The 15,242-nt window shown below is 51.5% G+C and carries 14 protein-coding genes; 9 read left to right on the top strand and 5 right to left on the bottom strand.

Annotated features, from left to right (window positions below; all coding sequences use genetic code 11):
• Positions 1-69: 69 nt before the first annotated feature.
• Positions 70-327: a catalase family protein gene (locus tag Q3O60_RS07105; RefSeq protein ID WP_305893216.1), complete on the top strand. Its 258-nt coding sequence runs from the start codon at positions 70-72 to the stop codon at positions 325-327.
• 13 nt (positions 328-340) lie between these two features.
• Here Q3O60_RS07105 and Q3O60_RS07100 read toward each other — a convergent pair whose 3' ends face one another.
• Positions 341-610: a DUF1289 domain-containing protein gene (locus Q3O60_RS07100; RefSeq protein ID WP_305893331.1), complete on the bottom strand. Its 270-nt coding sequence runs from the start codon at positions 608-610 to the stop codon at positions 341-343.
• A gap of 403 nt (positions 611-1,013) precedes the next feature.
• Between Q3O60_RS07100 and ilvG the strand changes: the two genes are divergently transcribed.
• From ilvG to ilvA, 4 genes are all read left to right on the top strand, one after another.
• Positions 1,014-2,672, top strand: a complete 1,659-nt coding sequence (gene ilvG / locus Q3O60_RS07095; RefSeq protein WP_305893215.1) for an acetolactate synthase 2 catalytic subunit — start codon at positions 1,014-1,016, stop codon at positions 2,670-2,672.
• Complete coding sequence (gene ilvM / locus Q3O60_RS07090) at positions 2,669-2,923, top strand: acetolactate synthase 2 small subunit (protein ID WP_305893214.1); 255 nt, start codon at positions 2,669-2,671, stop codon at positions 2,921-2,923. The genes ilvG and ilvM overlap by 4 nt, the downstream gene beginning before the upstream one ends.
• A 122-nt stretch (positions 2,924-3,045) precedes the next feature.
• On the top strand, positions 3,046-4,896 hold the full coding sequence (gene ilvD, locus Q3O60_RS07085) for a dihydroxy-acid dehydratase (protein WP_305893213.1): 1,851 nt from the start codon (positions 3,046-3,048) through the stop codon (positions 4,894-4,896).
• A 308-nt stretch (positions 4,897-5,204) separates the two neighbouring features.
• Entirely contained in the window at positions 5,205-6,764 is a 1,560-nt protein-coding gene (ilvA, locus tag Q3O60_RS07080; protein WP_305893212.1) for a threonine ammonia-lyase, biosynthetic, read from the top strand.
• A gap of 73 nt (positions 6,765-6,837) precedes the next feature.
• Here the strand turns inward: ilvA and Q3O60_RS07075 are convergent, their stop codons facing one another.
• Both Q3O60_RS07075 and Q3O60_RS07070 read right to left on the bottom strand, forming a co-directional pair.
• Entirely contained in the window at positions 6,838-7,464 is a 627-nt protein-coding gene (locus tag Q3O60_RS07075) for a response regulator (RefSeq protein ID WP_305893211.1), read from the bottom strand.
• On the bottom strand, positions 7,457-8,572 hold the full coding sequence (locus Q3O60_RS07070; RefSeq protein WP_305893210.1) for a sensor histidine kinase: 1,116 nt from the start codon (positions 8,570-8,572) through the stop codon (positions 7,457-7,459). Before Q3O60_RS07070 ends, Q3O60_RS07075 begins: the two co-directional genes overlap by 8 nt.
• A gap of 163 nt (positions 8,573-8,735) precedes the next feature.
• Here Q3O60_RS07070 and Q3O60_RS07065 point away from each other — a divergent pair, with 163 nt between their 5' ends.
• Positions 8,736-9,152 carry a DUF2141 domain-containing protein gene (locus Q3O60_RS07065; protein ID WP_305893209.1) on the top strand — a complete coding sequence of 139 codons (417 nt, stop codon included), beginning with the start codon at positions 8,736-8,738 and terminating at the stop codon, positions 9,150-9,152.
• A gap of 9 nt (positions 9,153-9,161) precedes the next feature.
• A complete protein-coding gene (locus Q3O60_RS07060) occupies positions 9,162-10,634 on the top strand; it encodes a carotenoid oxygenase family protein (protein WP_305893208.1) in 1,473 nt (490 codons plus the stop codon).
• Positions 10,635-10,648: 14 nt separating this feature from the next.
• Here Q3O60_RS07060 and Q3O60_RS07055 read toward each other — a convergent pair whose 3' ends face one another.
• Positions 10,649-11,485: a S1 family peptidase gene (locus tag Q3O60_RS07055; protein ID WP_305893207.1), complete on the bottom strand. Its 837-nt coding sequence runs from the start codon at positions 11,483-11,485 to the stop codon at positions 10,649-10,651.
• A 204-nt stretch (positions 11,486-11,689) separates the two neighbouring features.
• Here Q3O60_RS07055 and Q3O60_RS07050 point away from each other — a divergent pair, with 204 nt between their 5' ends.
• Together Q3O60_RS07050 and Q3O60_RS07045 are read left to right on the top strand one after the other, a co-directional pair.
• Positions 11,690-12,094: a hypothetical protein gene (locus Q3O60_RS07050; RefSeq protein WP_305893206.1), complete on the top strand. Its 405-nt coding sequence runs from the start codon at positions 11,690-11,692 to the stop codon at positions 12,092-12,094.
• Between the two features lie 53 nt (positions 12,095-12,147).
• Positions 12,148-13,107, top strand: a complete 960-nt coding sequence (locus Q3O60_RS07045; RefSeq protein ID WP_305893205.1) for a S41 family peptidase — start codon at positions 12,148-12,150, stop codon at positions 13,105-13,107.
• A gap of 130 nt (positions 13,108-13,237) precedes the next feature.
• Here the strand turns inward: Q3O60_RS07045 and Q3O60_RS07040 are convergent, their stop codons facing one another.
• Complete coding sequence (locus Q3O60_RS07040; RefSeq protein ID WP_305893204.1) at positions 13,238-14,992, bottom strand: alpha-amylase domain-containing protein; 1,755 nt, start codon at positions 14,990-14,992, stop codon at positions 13,238-13,240.
• Between the last annotated feature and the right edge of the window lie 250 nt (positions 14,993-15,242).

The following is a 15,242-nucleotide window of genomic DNA, read 5'->3' as shown; positions in this document are numbered from 1 at the left end:
TCAGACATTGCTGAAGCCAGCTCTGATTTCTTAGTCGACCGCCTGGCAGAGCGACTGACCGAGGGCCCTGTGCATTTTGATTGGATGGTAACCCTGGGTGAAGAAGGCGATAGTATCAGCGATCCATCGGTGCAATGGCCAGCAGAGCGGCAGCAGATCCATGTCGGTACCTTGCGTATCACATCCAGTGGCGATGACAGCTGTGTTGGAACCAACTTTGACCCGAATGTGCTTAGCCTAGGCTTTCGGGCCAGTGATGACCCAATACTGCAAATGCGCTCGCCAACCTACGCCATCTCTTTTGGTAAGCGCTTGAGTGGTCAGTAAATGCCAATACGGCCTAATCTTGGTTGGAGGCATCAATAAACCAATCCGGCTCTTGCTGATCCGGGTTGGTTGCTCTGTCATGGCCTGATTGGCTTTTGGCCTGACGGCGTTTTTGTCGCTGGGCCAACAGCTTTAAGATCCGGGCTTTCTCCACCGCAGGCTTTTGTGGCCAATTGAACCGCTCCTCACGTGAGCGCAAGCAGCCCTTGCAATAACCCCGGTTATTGCTTTCACACACCCCAATACAAGGGTTGGGCAGATCAAACAGCTCTAACTGATCCATCGGCTGACCGCATTTGTTCACTATTGCTTCAGTGTACTCTGTCGTTCCATTCTTGTGCAAATAGCAGTTTTTGGCACTTTTTGCTGCAGAATTGGCCATTTCCTGAAAAAACCGTTGACTTCAGACTGATAGACGGCTATTTATAGAGGTAACTGGCATGGTTAACCCCATGACCTTAAATTAACCCTTAGAGTTAGTGAAGAATTATAAAATGCGTTTAGCTGCTGTTCTAAACATTATTGTCCTCGTAGTCGTGGTGATTATTAGTCACTGCGGGGGCTTGCGTTTGGAATTTTCTAGCTAGAAAACCAGATTCCAGAAAAACCCCCGCTCCGCAAGGACCGGGGGTTTTTTCGTTTCCGGACCTTGAAAAAACGGGCTGAATGAGTAAAGAGGAAACACAATGAACGGCGCAGATTTGGTGATGAAGGTATTGGAGCAACACGGCGTGGATAGCATTTTTGGCTATCCCGGTGGCGCCATCATGCCCATTTACGATGCCATCTACCACAGCCCCATCAAACATTACTTATGTCGCCATGAACAAGGCGGAGCCTTTTCAGCCATCGGTTACGCCCGTAGCTCAGGCAAAGTTGGTGTTTGTTTGGCAACCTCAGGGCCAGGGGCTACTAATCTGATCACCTCATTGGCTGATGCCATGCTGGATTCAGTACCCATGGTGGCCATCACTGGTCAGGTGCCACAAGCGGTGATGGGAACCGATGCCTTTCAAGAAATCGATGTCTTAGGTTTAAGCTTATCGGTCACCAAGCACAGCGTGCTGGTAGAAGATATCCAACAGCTGGAAGCGACGCTGCATGAAGCCTTTCGTATTGCACAAAGCGGCCGTCCCGGCCCGGTGCTGGTGGATATCCCGAAAAATATACAGGTTGCCGAGGTCTCCGCTGCGCTGCATGAAGTTCAGCGACACACAACCAACGATCTGGAAACGGTCGAACCGCACACCCTAACACAGGCCCGTCAGTTGATAGCCGCTGCCAAGCAACCCATTGCCTATATCGGTGGCGGTGTGCATATGGCCGATGCCATCGCGGAATTGCAGCAGTTTTTAACAGCAAGCTCCATGCCATCAGTCACCACTTTAAAAGCCATGGGCTCAGTGGCGAAAGACGACCCGTATTATCTAGGTATGCTGGGCATGCATGGTACTCAGGCCGCTAATTTGGCAGTGCAGCAATGTGATTTGCTGATCTGCCTGGGCGCACGTTTTGATGACCGGGTGACCGGCAAGCTGGACACCTTTGCCGCCGGTGCCAAAGTGATCCATATCGATATTGACCCCGCCGAAATCAACAAACTGCGTCAGCCAGATTGCGCCATGCTGGGTGATATGAAGCAAATCCTGCCCGCCATCAGCACAGCCACGGCTTGTCAGCCTTGGCTGGAGCATTGTCAGCAGCTGAAACAACAGCACGGTTGGCGCTACGATCACCCCGGTGAACGCATCTATGCTCCTTTGCTATTGAAGCAACTAAGCGAGCGGATGCCAGATAACAGTGTGGTCTGTTGCGATGTAGGCCAGCATCAGATGTGGGTCGCGCAGCATATGCGGTTTGACCACCCACGCAATCACTTAAGTAGCGGCGGCCTTGGCACCATGGGCTTTGGTTTACCTGCCGCCATAGGCGCCAAGCTGGCCCGACCGCACGACACCGTGTTGGCCGTTAGTGGCGATGGCTCCTTTATGATGAATGTGCAAGAGCTGGGTACCATCAAGCGCTTTCGGCTACCGGTAAAAATCGTCATCATCGATAACCAGCGCCTTGGCATGGTGAAACAATGGCAGCAGTTGTTTTTTAACGAGCGCTACAGTGAAACCGACTTATCGGATAACCCGGATTTCGTTGCGCTGGCGGCGGCTTTTGCCATTCCCGGCCATCGCATCAGTCGTAAAGATGAAGTCGCTGATGCACTGGAAGCTATGTTTACCTGGCAGGGCCCCTACCTGCTGCATGTCTGTATCGACGAAAAAGACAATGTCTGGCCACTGGTTCCACCAGGCGCTGCCAATGAACAAATGATCACGGAGCATTCATCATGAATCATGTCCTTACTATCCAGACCAGAAATCAAGCCGTGGTGTTAGAGCGGCTATTGCAGGTTACCCGCTATCGTGGCTTTCAGCTTGCTGGCTTGGAAATGAAGCCGCTGGCTGAACATGCTGGCCTGTTAATCATCTTATCGGTGGTCACCGACAAGCCCATTCATTTGTTGACCAATCAGTTGAATAAACTGGTGGATGTAGAGCAACTGGAGCTGGCAAGTGAAACACTGACCGCCCTGCGGGCGTAAAATAACCGGGTGCCATGCCTGAATCAGGGGCGTAGCATCTATACTGAACACAATTGACTACATCTTTTTTCAGCTCAGTTATTTCATCGTAATGAAACTGGCAACCATGGAGTATCAACACAATGCCAAAGTTAAGATCCGCAACCGTCACTGAAGGTCGTAATATGGCTGGAGCCCGTGCGCTCTGGCGCGCCACCGGGGTGAAAGACACCGACTTTGGTAAGCCCATTATCGCGGTGGTGAACTCATTTTGTGAGTTTGTGCCTGGCCATGTGCATTTACGGGATCTGGGCAAGCTGGTAGCAAGCAGCATTGCCGAAGCGGGCGGCATCGCCAAAGAGTTTAACACCATCGCCGTCGATGATGGCATTGCGATGGGGCATGGCGGCATGCTGTATAGCTTGCCCTCACGTGAGTTGATTGCCGACTCGGTCGAGTACATGGTCAATGCGCACTGTGCCGATGCCATGGTTTGCATTTCCAACTGCGATAAAATCACCCCCGGCATGCTGATGGCCGCCATGCGCTTGAATGTGCCGGTGATCTTTGTCTCTGGCGGACCGATGGAAGCTGGCAAAACCAAATTGTCGGATCAAATCATCAAGCTTGATTTAGTGGATGCCATGGTGTCCGCAGCCGACCCTAACGTCAGCGACAGCGATAGCAAAGCCATCGAGCAAAGTGCCTGCCCAACCTGCGGCTCCTGCTCAGGCATGTTTACCGCCAACTCGATGAACTGTTTGGTCGAAGCCCTGGGCTTAGGCCAGCCGGGTAACGGCTCCATGCTGGCCACTCATGCTGATCGCAAAGAGCTGTTTGTGCAGGCAGGCTATCGCATTATGGAACTGTGCAATCGCTGGTACAAAGAGGATGATGTTCGTGCTCTGCCACGTAGCATTGCCTGCAAAGCTGCTTTTGAAAACGCCATGATGCTGGATATCGCCATGGGTGGCTCCACCAATACTGTACTGCATTTATTGGCTGCAGCTTTAGAAGGTGAGGTTGATTTCAGCATGGATGATATTGACCGCTTATCGAGGATGGTGCCGCATCTGTGTAAAGTGGCCCCCTCGACGCAAAAGTACCATATGGAAGATGTGCATCGCGCCGGTGGTGTACTGAGCATTCTGGGCGAACTGAATCGAGCAGGCTTGCTTGATCCCAGCACGCCGCATGTTTGTGGTGCTAGCCTCGGCGAGGTATTGCAAAAGTGGGATATCAAAACCACCAGCGATGAGGCAGTAAAACAGTTTTATATGGCAGGCCCGGCCGGAATTCGCACCACGCAGGCGTTTTCACAAAACTGTCGTTACCCTTCGCTGGACGACGACCGCGAACAAGGGTGTATTCGCAGTAAGGAGCACGCCTTCTCGCAAGATGGTGGTTTGGCCGTACTATCAGGCAATATCGCCCCCAATGGCAGCATCGTGAAAACCGCTGGAGTAGATGAGGAGTGCTTGGTCTTCTCTGGCCGCGCCCGAATTTTTGAAAGTCAGGATGATGCCGTGGCCGCTATTCTGGCAGGTAAGATTGTCGCTGGCGATGCGGTGATCATTCGTTATGAAGGGCCGAAAGGCGGACCGGGCATGCAGGAAATGCTGTATCCAACCAGTTATTTAAAATCGATGGGGCTGGGCAAAGCCTGTGCGTTGATCACAGATGGTCGTTTTTCTGGCGGTACCTCCGGTTTATCCATTGGCCATGTATCACCAGAAGCAGCCAGTGGCGGTGCCATTGGTCTGGTGGAAGAAGGCGACCGCATCGACATCGATATCCCGAATCGCAGCATGAATATCGCTATCTCGGATGAAGAGCTAGCCGCACGCCGCGCAGCGATGGATGCAAAAGGTGCAGCGGGCTGGAAACCAGTGGATCGTAAGCGGGTTGTCAGCAATGCGCTGAAAGCCTATGCCATGCTGGCCAGCAGCGCCGATAAAGGGGCGGTGCGGGATTTATCGAAGCTGGAAGACTGAGTCAACTTAGTTGTAGGCTTCGACCACAAACTGCACACAAGGACGCCGTGAATGCATCCATGTAGGCTCGGCTCCAGCATCCATGCTGGAGACGCCTTGTTTAGCAGTTTCCGGTCTTCGCAAGATAGTTAAGTGTTTCGGAGAGAAATACAGCAAAGCATGAAAGACGATGGGCAAGGTGTGCTCTAGTAGCAGCGGCAGGGATGTGCTGTCTAAGGCGGCGAAAAGAGCATTACCTTGCCTTGAGCTTACACCTGATCGGCAGGCATAAACCAAAACATTAGCAGTAAAACATCAACGGAGTAGCAATGAATAACCTGGCAACAGCACAACCGACACCGACAGATACCGATGAAATGCAGCAGTATCTGCGCGAGATTTTGCTGTCGCCGGTGTATCAAGCCGCAGTGGAAACACCAACCGAGCCGATGAAAAAGCTTAGTCAACGGCTTGGCCACTCCATCTGGCTGAAGCGGGAAGATAAGCAACCAGTGTACTCGTTTAAACTACGCGGTGCCTTTCATAAGCTGCACAAAGTAAAGCAACAAAGTCCCGATGCCCAAGTGGTCTGTGCCTCAGCTGGCAACCATGCGCAAGGAGTGGCCCTTTCGGCCAGCAAGCTTGGCTTGCAAGCCACCATTGTGATGCCAATCACCACACCAGAAATCAAAGTAGCCGCCGTCAAAGCACTGGGTGGCAATGTGGTGCAACACGGCACCGGCTTTGACGAAGCCAACCGCTTTGCCATAGAGCTGGCTACAACAGAGGGTGCCATCTATATCCCGCCGTTTGATGATCCGGATGTGATCGCAGGCCAGGGTACTGTGGCCAAAGAGCTGTTGACTCAACACAATCAACTGGATGCGGTGTTTATTCCGGTTGGTGGCGGTGGTTTACTGGCAGGCATGGCGGTGTACATTAAGGCAGTATTGCCGCATGTCAAAGTGATCGGCGTCGAGCCAGAAGATGCCAACTGCCTGCAGGCAGCACTCAAAGCAGGTGAACCGGTCACATTGGAGCGGGTTGGCCTGTTTACTGATGGCGTAGCAGTCAAACGTATCGGCAGCGAAACCTTCAAACTGGCGCAGCAGTTCTGTGATGACGTCATCACCGTCAGCAGCGACGAGATCTGCGCAGCCATTAAGGATATCTTCGATGATTTGCGGGCTGTGGCAGAGCCGGCAGGCGCCTTAGCATTGGCTGGGTTAAAAAAATACAGCCAGCAATCAGGCTGTGAGCCGAACCAGCAATTGGCAGCTGTATTAAGCGGTGCCAACCTGAATTTCGATACCCTGCGTTATGTATCTGAACGCTGCGAGCTGGGCGAGAAAAAAGAAGCTGTGCTGGCCGTCACCATCCCGGAGGAAAAGGGCAGCTTCCGCCGCTTTTGTCAGGCCCTCGGCGGGCGCGCTATCACCGAGTTTAACTACCGCTACGCCAGCGACCACAAAGCGCATATTTTTGTTGGCATCAAACTACGCCATGGTGTGCAGGAGCTTAACACTGTCAAAGAGGCACTTAGTGATGCGGGCTATGAATTTCTGGATTTATCCGACGACGAACTGGCTAAACTGCATGTACGCCACATGGTCGGTGGCCTGCCGCCTCGCCCGTTAAACGAACAGGTGTATCAGTTTAACTTCCCGGAGTACCCAGGCGCGCTGATGAACTTCCTCAATACCCTGGGCGAGCATCGCAACATTACCTTATTTCACTACCGCAACCACGGCGCCGCCACCGGCGATGTACTGGCAGGTTTTGAAGTCACTGGCCGCAACGATATCAATGAGCACTTAGAACATCTGGGCTACGAATACCGTTTAGTCAGTGATAACCAAAGCTACCGGACCTTTTTAACAGCGGGGTAATGGTGGATCCTGCGCAGATTTGGGCAGTGAACCAGTTAGGGCTTACTGATGGCCCATAACCAAGTGGCAACGATTAAATCAACTGCCAATGTAATGCCCGAAGCACTGCTTGCGTTCGATCACGACAATGTAATTTTGCCAGAATGGCTGATAGGTGGTTTTTTACCGTACCTTCGGCCAGATACACCGCACCGGCAATTTCTTTATTCGATAGCCCAGCGGCAACCAGCTTCAGAATTTGCTGCTCTTTCTCTGATAAGCAATCAGCAACAAAGTCTCTCTCCCGATCCAGTGGCATGGAGATCTGGCTAACCAGCACAGGTTCAGCTACAAAACCTCCGGCTGCGATTTTCTGGATCGCATCAACCAATGTCGGCATATCAATATCTTTCAACAAAAAGCCATTTGCACCTGCAGTCAATGCTTGTAAAAACAACTCGTGATCATCAAAGGTAGTCAGCATCAGCACCGGAATAAGGCTCCCTTGTGCTCGTAAGGCAGTGACCAGGGCAATGCCATCCTGTTGCGGCATTCTGATATCGCTAATCAGCATATCTACGGGCTCGCTGATTAGCTTTTTCTGTGCCTCCAGACCATTGGCAGCCTGCCAGCAAACCCGGGCAATTCCTGACAAATCGATCAGAGTCGCGATACCGGACCGCACCAGCTGTTGGTCGTCAGCTAACCCAATACTAATCATGGTTTTGCTCCACAGATAATTGCAAACAGGCACCGCCTTGCTGATTATTTTGCAACGTCACCGTGCCCTGAAAAGCGGCCAGCCGCTCTTTCATGCCTTTAATCCCACTACCGGAACAGATGTTTTTTGCCAGCCCGGTACCGTTATCAGTCAGTTCTATGGTCAGTGGTTGCTGGCTCAGAATACGCACGTTAATAGTTGTCGCATGCCCATGCCGTACGGCATTACTAATTCCTTCCTGCAAACACAACAGTAATTGCTCTGCCAAAGCCGCGTTTTCTACCGAAAGCGAATCAGGCAGTTCAACATGAATACCGGGCAACCTGCTGGACAAAGTGCGAAGTGCGGCAGTCAAGTCTGTTGCGGTTGCGCCGCGCACCTCTCTGACAATGGCCCGCAGATCATGCAAAGATTGTCTGACTTGCGTTTTCAGACTGACAAAAATATCGGCTTGCCCGACTGGGGCTGAGTGCCGGGCCGCTTCAAGTTGCAGTGAGAAGGCGGTCAGTTGATGGCCGATGCTATCATGCAAATCACGGGCTATCCGCAACCGCTCCTGGCGCGAAGCATCTTGCGCCAGCAATAAACGAGTCGCATCCAGTTGCTGATTACTTTGCGCTAATGCTTTGTTGGCCTGCTGTAATGCCTGCCTTGCCTGAGAGCTTGCCAGGGCAAACCACTCGAATCCCAGGTAAGCGAAGGCCGCAATCCAGCTTGGCTGCTTGCCCAGCAAGAAGGGCAGCAAGATAAAAGCGAATGCATTCAGGCCCAGCAACCCCAGTACCGCCTGACGAAAAGAAAACACAAAAGGCAATTGTGCCGCCCAAACCACCAGCAATATCGGGGTCGCCCTGACGTCTATATAAGCAACCAGCATTACAGCGATGATGCCCTGCAACCACAACGCTACGGGCTTGATCCAGAGATAGCCTGACTGAACTTTATCTACCGTGACCAGTAAAAATAAGAAAGTAAAGGCGACATAAGGCAACAGCCAGAGCAGACTCACCCCTTGTTGCCTCCAGGCCAGGCTATCGACAAAAGCAACTAACGCACAAGTGAATAAACCACTGAATATCAGAAACCACTCTTCTCGTTTTTTTAGCAAAACTTTCCCCTTTACCCCAGATCTAAACAGTATATCGCGACCATGGCAAACAGACAGGTGCCAAAAGTCATGGTTTTTCTACCGCAAAACGGTGACCACCGGCACCTGTGATCAGTCAGGATAAAACTTAGTCTATGGCCAACTCAAGTAAAGGAGATAACCGATGAAATACACTAGCCTGATCCTGGCAGCCAGCCTGGCATGGACTGCATCTGCCTCTGAAACCAGCAGCATTGATGTCACCATCAGCAATATTAAAGCCTCTTCCGGACAAATTAAGTTTGCTTTATTTCGTGGCCAGGAAAATTATGACAACAATAGCTCCCCTGCATTGGCGCTCACATTCCCTGTAGACGGCGACAGCCTGCATATACCCTTGACAGATTTACCTGCTGGTGAATACGCCATCAGAGTTATGCATGATGAAAATAACAACGGCAAGTTAGATACCAACCTGCTGGGCATGCCGACCGAGCAATACGGCTTTTCAAATAATGCCGGGCAATTCGGCCCAGCCAGTTTTGCAGATGCACGCTTTAATCCGGCTGAATTAACAGAAATGCAGATCCGTCTGCGTTAGGAGGTCTCCATGGAAAGGCGCAGTTTTATTCAAATACTGGCCATGCTGGGTGCCAGCGCAGCCATCCCCCGCAATGCGTTCGCTTTTGAGACAAAGCAGCCAGACGCACCCTGGCTGTCCGCCTATCAAGGCGTTCAACACGACTTGCCTGTGCTATCGCTACACACTGAAGGTAGCTGGCCTACAGAGCTTACGGGCACGTTATACCGAAACGGTCCGGCGATGATGCAACGTGCAGGCGAGCGTTACCACCATTGGTTTGATGGGGATGGAATGATCCAGAAGTTTCGGATCAACCCGGACGAGATCACGCATCAAGGTCGTTTTGTTCGCACCGAAAAGTTTGTTACCGAGGAAGCAGCCGGGCGCTTTTTATACCCGGTAGCGGGAACCTATAGAGCAAACAGCCTGCCAGTTGCTAATAATGACAGCATCAATGTGGCTAACACCAATATTTTCCCAATAGCCGACAAGTTATTGGCCTTGTGGGAGGGAGGCTCTGCAACAGAGATTATCCCTGACACTCTGGATACTGGTCGCTTAATCAGCTGGGGCGAAGGCATGCAGCATCTGCCGTTTTCAGCCCACCCGATCCGGGATCAGGATGGCAGTGTCTGGAATATGGGCAGCGTGGTATACGTTTCTCCCGCCAAGGTAGTTCTGTATCATCTGTCCGCTACTGGCAAGCTAAACAAGATGAAGCTGCTTGAGCTTGATTTTGGCGGCTATATGCATGATTTCGCCATCACGGATGAATATGTGGTAATTCTTAATTCTTCCTGCGTTTATGGTGAGGGCCGTACCTTTACCGACAGCTTTTCATGGCAACCACAACGGGCCAGCCAATTGATAGTATTGTCAAAACATGATTTTTCAGTAGTCGCTCAATACGATATTGAGCCAAGTTTTGTCTTTCACTTTGCCGGAGCCTATCAACGTGGTCAGGAGCTGGTGGTTAACCTGAGCCGCTACAAAAACGCCGATATTATGCTCAGCGCCATGAAAGAGTTACTGGCCACCGGTTATGCCAACGACTGTGAAGATGCCACCTTGTCGCAACTGGTGGTCAATATGCAAACGGGTAAAAGCACCTTGCACGACACCGGCATGGCGCTGGAATTTCCAGCCTGGGATCGCAGGCAACCACTGGCACAAGCCAGCACCTATGGTGTCGGCACCTCAGGGCGTAGCGCCAAGCTACTGAACGATGCCGTGGTTGGCTTCAATTTTCAACAACAACAGCAACAACATTACCACTATGGCCCGGGCTATTTAGTGGAGGAGCCCCAGTTTATCGCCAAAGCCAATAGCAAACCCGGGCAGGGTTGGCTATTACACACCCTGTTTGATTACCAACGGCGAAGAAGTGGCCTGGCGGTATTGGATGCGCAACAACTTAGCAAGGGCCCAGTAGCAATGGCTTGGACTGATAGGGCAATCCCACTGGGTTTTCATGGCTGTTTCGTGCCAGCTAAGGGATGAAAATCCCAAAACAGCTAAAAATTCAACCGGGCGCACAGTTGTGGTAAATCAGCAGTGCCCGGTGGTACAAAGCGGTTTTGCGTGGTTTGCTCAGCGATCGCCTGAGTATTTTCAGCCATCACCGCGTCCAGCCAGCTGGCATGGTGTGAAATACGGGAGTAGGCTTCTTTGACACCATATTTACCCACAGCAGTAAACCAGGATGTTGCTCTGGAACTAACGCCAAGCAGGTAAAAATCGGTGCCCTGCTGAATAAAGGCTGGGCCGCCACTATCCCCATTACCCGACACTCCTTCCAGTGGCAGGGCCTTATCGCCTTTGTTAAACGTGAAGAGCAACTCAGTCGCCGAAGTGCTCCGAACCGTATTTTGCGCCTTTCGCAACTGGCCGTTATTTTGTTGCAACGATACCGTCTGCCCGGTATTGCCATTGCCGCTGGCACCGGCACCAATAAACCACAGTGCCTGGCCTTTTTCATCATTATCGCGGTACAACCGGGCTGCAGGCACTGCAGTTACCGGCTGTTGCAGTTTAACCAGCGCAATATCATTGTGTTTATCCAACTGGTAATCTGCATGGGCATAAACCGCACTGACGGCAACCTGCTGCCCACCAACCTGGATCAGCGCACCGGGCTCCAGACAAAAAATAGCATGTGCGGCGGTAACCACCCACTCGGGGTCGATCAGGCTGCCATGCACACCTATCTGGTACAAGGTGGCCAGCGCAGGAAAATCTGCTTCAGTCGCCCAATACTGCTCATCACTGACATCATGCCGGATAACAATGGCAGCCAGTTGAAACGACAGCATAGCTGTCAAAAGTAAAAAGAATATCCGGAACAGGCTCATAGTCACTCCTCATTGACTGATCAGTTGGCTACACGCCACTCTGACAAGCACACCTCCCTCTGTTAGCTGACCTTACCAACAGTGTTATCAGCATCATTGTATGATTAAGCCACTCTATAAACTACCGAAAATAAATCTTATCGTTGCTTGCATCTGCGCCAAGCCACCCCCAAATCATCAGCAATGGCTCACAAAGGTAAACCGATGCAACAAAATTCCTGGCTAGTTCAGTGCAAAGTGCTGCTATTCACTGCAGGGCTGATGCTACTGGTTGCCTGGCTAGTGCAGCCTGCACCACTTGGCGGCTCTGTTGCTGAGGTGCCTGCATTAACTCAATTAAGTCAGCAGGAACCAGCTGATGAGTATGTACTACCTAATCTGGCTCGTCATCCTGCAGTTTTATTTCAACATATCAGGCAGCAGCCGGTGTATTCATTATGGCAAGAGTTTGGGGTAAGCCCACTGGCCGCCTTGCCGCTCAGCTTGCCGCCCTTATCATCCCTGCTCCCCTGGTATATCCTGGCCGATGCGTGCGCCAGCTTTCGGCTTGGGCTGTGGCAGGATGCAAACTTACACGCAAAACGGCTGTACTATTCCCTTCTGGCTTGATGTTTTTAACCACACCTTACTACGTTAGTTAAAATAATCAGACAGAGGTTTTTATGTATTCCTATTTTATGCAGCTCAGTAAAGCTGTCACGATCACGCTATTTATTTTTACCATGATGCCAGGTGTCGCGCATGAAAGCGTCAGCATAAGTGCAAGCGAACGCCGGGCGGCCATTGACGGCATTAACCAGGTACTGCACCAACACTATGTATTTCCGGACACCGCCGAACAAGTGGCTCAGCAGTTATCAGCAAAGCTAAATGCAGGTGAACTGGAGCATTTAATCAACCATCAACAGTTTGCCGAACAGGTGGCCAGCTTACTACGGAAATACAGCAGTGATGGTCACCTGGGCCTGGCTTTGACAGCAGAAACAGGTGGCGTCTCACATCGATTGCAGGAAACCGAAGAAAGTAAAAACAATAACTTTGCCTTTGAGCAGGCCATGGTTCTGCCAGGCAATATTGGCTATCTGAAACTGAATAAGTTTTGGCAGGCAGAGCAGGCGCACCGAATTGCGCATGCTGCCCTGACTTTTCTCAGTCATACCGATGCCATTATCATTGATTTGCGTGACAGTGGTGGTGGTTCCCCTGAACTGGTGAGTTATTTGCTCAGCCACTTTGTCCCGGCCGACACCTTATTGTGGCAGATCCATGATCGGACAGGGCTCCCAACCAGCCAGGTAGTCAGTGAAGCGGTGCCAGGCTCCGAATTGCTGCAAACCATTCCTCTTTATGTGTTACAAAGCAGCCAGCTGGTAAGTGCTGGTGAGTTTTTCAGTTATACCTTACAGCAATTGCAACGAGCCACCATAGTCGGCGAAACCAGTGCTGGCCTGGCGCATTATACCGGTGCCGCCAAGGTGAATGACTGGCTGTTCATCAGGATCCCTATGTACCGGCCGGTATTTCCCACCTCAGGAAAAAACTTTGAGGGCATAGGGGTAATCCCGGATATCAGGGTCGATGCGCAGGAAGCGTTGGATAGAGCACTTAAACTTGCCCGGTGAGCCGATTAGGGCTCATTATTCGGCTCACATTGTGAGCCGAGTATCGTTATGATTTGGCGCATTGCTCAGATAAAACGATAAGGGCGTAATTCAAATGATTACGCCCTTGCTGTTTTAACCATCTACCCTATTAAAACCCACCATTAAAACTGGGATGCAGGTTGTTCTGGTTGTGGTTGCTGCCACTTTCCCAGTCTTGCCCACTTCCGCCCACTGGCCCTCTGCGAGTTTTCCATTCAAAGTTACCTGGATCTGGGATCGTCACTTCCCAGACGTTGCCGGGTGTCCAGGTGCCTTCAATACCAGCGCCCCAGTTTGTTAAGGCTGAGTCACCGCCTGTAAAAAACAACGAGTAGCCATAGCCGACATCTTTCGTCATCCGTAAGGTAATGGTGTTTGGTGCAGATCCTGTAGATTGTGGTACCCAGACCGACCACCCTGTACTTTCCGTCATATTCACTGGGAAATTGCCAACTCCCTGAGCATTGGTAGTGATGGTGCCAGACACATTGCCGGTATAATCGTAGAAGGTGGTATTGGGTTGGTGACTGTTGATGCTGAATAACTGCTGACCACCCCAGTTTCGGCCCGACATCAGCATCACCAGGCCGGTACCCGGCGCAGTACTCAGACCTTCACGTACATAAGCATACACCGCCTCGGTATTGCCGGCGTATTCATGACCCGGGCCATAGGCAAAGTAGCGGCGCGCCTCGATCAGCTTATCCAACGTAGGCGCCATGCCAAACTCGTCGTAATCGCGGGCAAACACGGTGGGTACACCATGCTCCCGCAGCAGGATGTAGGCATAAGCTTGGTTCTTGTAATTAATGACCTGTGGCATGCCATACGGATTTCCGGCCCGGCTGGTGTCGTGGTTATCAACAAAGGTTACCGCCCGGTCCCGATGCGGGCTGTTGACCAGACCACCCCACCAGCGCATGTCTTTATTGCCACTGCTCAGTGCAACAAATTCCTCCCGCAAATTGAAATCAAAAGCACGTAAATGCGGTGTGTCGACTGCATCCAGATAACCATTGATGTCGCTGACCCAGGCTTCCGCCACAAAGAATACATCCTCGGTGGTGGCCCACTGCACATGGTTGATCCAGTCGCGGGTGAAATCGGTATCGACATGAGCAATCGCATCCATCCGGAAGCCGCTGAAACCGACATCATTAATCACCCATTCTCCCCAGGCTTTCATTTCCTGCTGCACTTCAAAGCGGTTGTAATCGACGTCCTCGCCCATCAGGTAAGGAAAGTGATAAGTGTTGCCCCACCATTTCCCCGGATACAAGTTGCCATCGGAGCCATTGAATGCGGTCCAGTTCCAATCAAAGTCGTGCCAGAGATACCCCCAGTTTTGCTGGGTATAGTGCACCGAACGGCCTTGCAGATGGTACTCGGTCCAAGCCAGGCCAAAGCCCGGAATATTCTCCTGTGCATCAGCGCCCATACGGTGGTTAAACACTACATCAAAGTAGGCTTGCACACCCAGATTATCGAGCGCGGCTAGTGCTTGATCCAACTGCTGTCGGGTGCCATAACGGGTGGCGACCGTGCCCTTTTGGTTAAATTCACCCAGATCCCAGAAATCATAGACATCATAGCCAACGCTGAAAGTCCCATTCATGCCTTTGGCCGCTGGAGGTAACCACATCGATGTAATACCGCGCTCGGCCAGCGGTGCAGCCATGGCTGGCAAATCCGCCCACAAACCAGGGTAGGCATCCCAGTAAAATGCCTGATACATGGTGTTATTAACTTGATTGGCTGGGATTTGAGGTAAATCGCTGGCCTGTATGCCAAGCGATAAAGTGAGAGCCGAGAATGCAACGGCGCTTCGGCGGAAGCATGTCGACAAGAAAGTTTTAGCTGTCATTTGCATGGTTATACCTGAAAATAAAAGGTGTATTTCAGGTCTGTGGTGTACTACCTCAGCTCCATGCCATGCCGCTCCCCGACTTTTGTCCTTGTTGTTACCTCCAGCGTTTCCAAACGCGACAAGCAATACGAAACAGACCTCACGTGCTCTGATAAATACACAGAGCCATACTGTTATGGCCAAGCTGGTGCAGCTAAACAAGATGAATACGTATGCAAAAGCAAATTAACGAATTAATTGCACTAAA

This window comes from Alkalimonas collagenimarina (assembly GCF_030717845.1).
Lineage (GTDB): Bacteria > Pseudomonadota > Gammaproteobacteria > Enterobacterales > Alteromonadaceae > Alkalimonas > Alkalimonas collagenimarina.
Note: the sequence above shows the minus strand (reverse complement) of the source record. Positions and strands in the feature narration are given on the sequence as shown.

Excerpts from the sequence above, each read along its gene's own strand:
- Q3O60_RS07100 (WP_305893331.1), bottom strand. The coding sequence starts at position 610 with ATGGATCAGTTAGAGCTGTTTGATCTGCCCAACCCTTGTATTGGGGTG.
- ilvG (WP_305893215.1), top strand. The coding sequence starts at position 1,014 with ATGAACGGCGCAGATTTGGTGATGAAGGTATTGGAGCAACACGGCGTG.
- ilvM (WP_305893214.1), top strand. The coding sequence starts at position 2,669 with ATGAATCATGTCCTTACTATCCAGACCAGAAATCAAGCCGTGGTGTTA.
- ilvD (WP_305893213.1), top strand. The coding sequence starts at position 3,046 with ATGCCAAAGTTAAGATCCGCAACCGTCACTGAAGGTCGTAATATGGCT.
- ilvA (WP_305893212.1), top strand. The coding sequence starts at position 5,205 with ATGAATAACCTGGCAACAGCACAACCGACACCGACAGATACCGATGAA.
- Q3O60_RS07075 (WP_305893211.1), bottom strand. The coding sequence starts at position 7,464 with ATGATTAGTATTGGGTTAGCTGACGACCAACAGCTGGTGCGGTCCGGT.
- Q3O60_RS07065 (WP_305893209.1), top strand. The coding sequence starts at position 8,736 with ATGAAATACACTAGCCTGATCCTGGCAGCCAGCCTGGCATGGACTGCA.
- Q3O60_RS07060 (WP_305893208.1), top strand. The coding sequence starts at position 9,162 with ATGGAAAGGCGCAGTTTTATTCAAATACTGGCCATGCTGGGTGCCAGC.
- Q3O60_RS07055 (WP_305893207.1), bottom strand. The coding sequence starts at position 11,485 with ATGAGCCTGTTCCGGATATTCTTTTTACTTTTGACAGCTATGCTGTCG.
- Q3O60_RS07050 (WP_305893206.1), top strand. The coding sequence starts at position 11,690 with ATGCAACAAAATTCCTGGCTAGTTCAGTGCAAAGTGCTGCTATTCACT.
- Q3O60_RS07045 (WP_305893205.1), top strand. The coding sequence starts at position 12,148 with ATGTATTCCTATTTTATGCAGCTCAGTAAAGCTGTCACGATCACGCTA.
- Q3O60_RS07040 (WP_305893204.1), bottom strand. The coding sequence starts at position 14,992 with ATGACAGCTAAAACTTTCTTGTCGACATGCTTCCGCCGAAGCGCCGTT.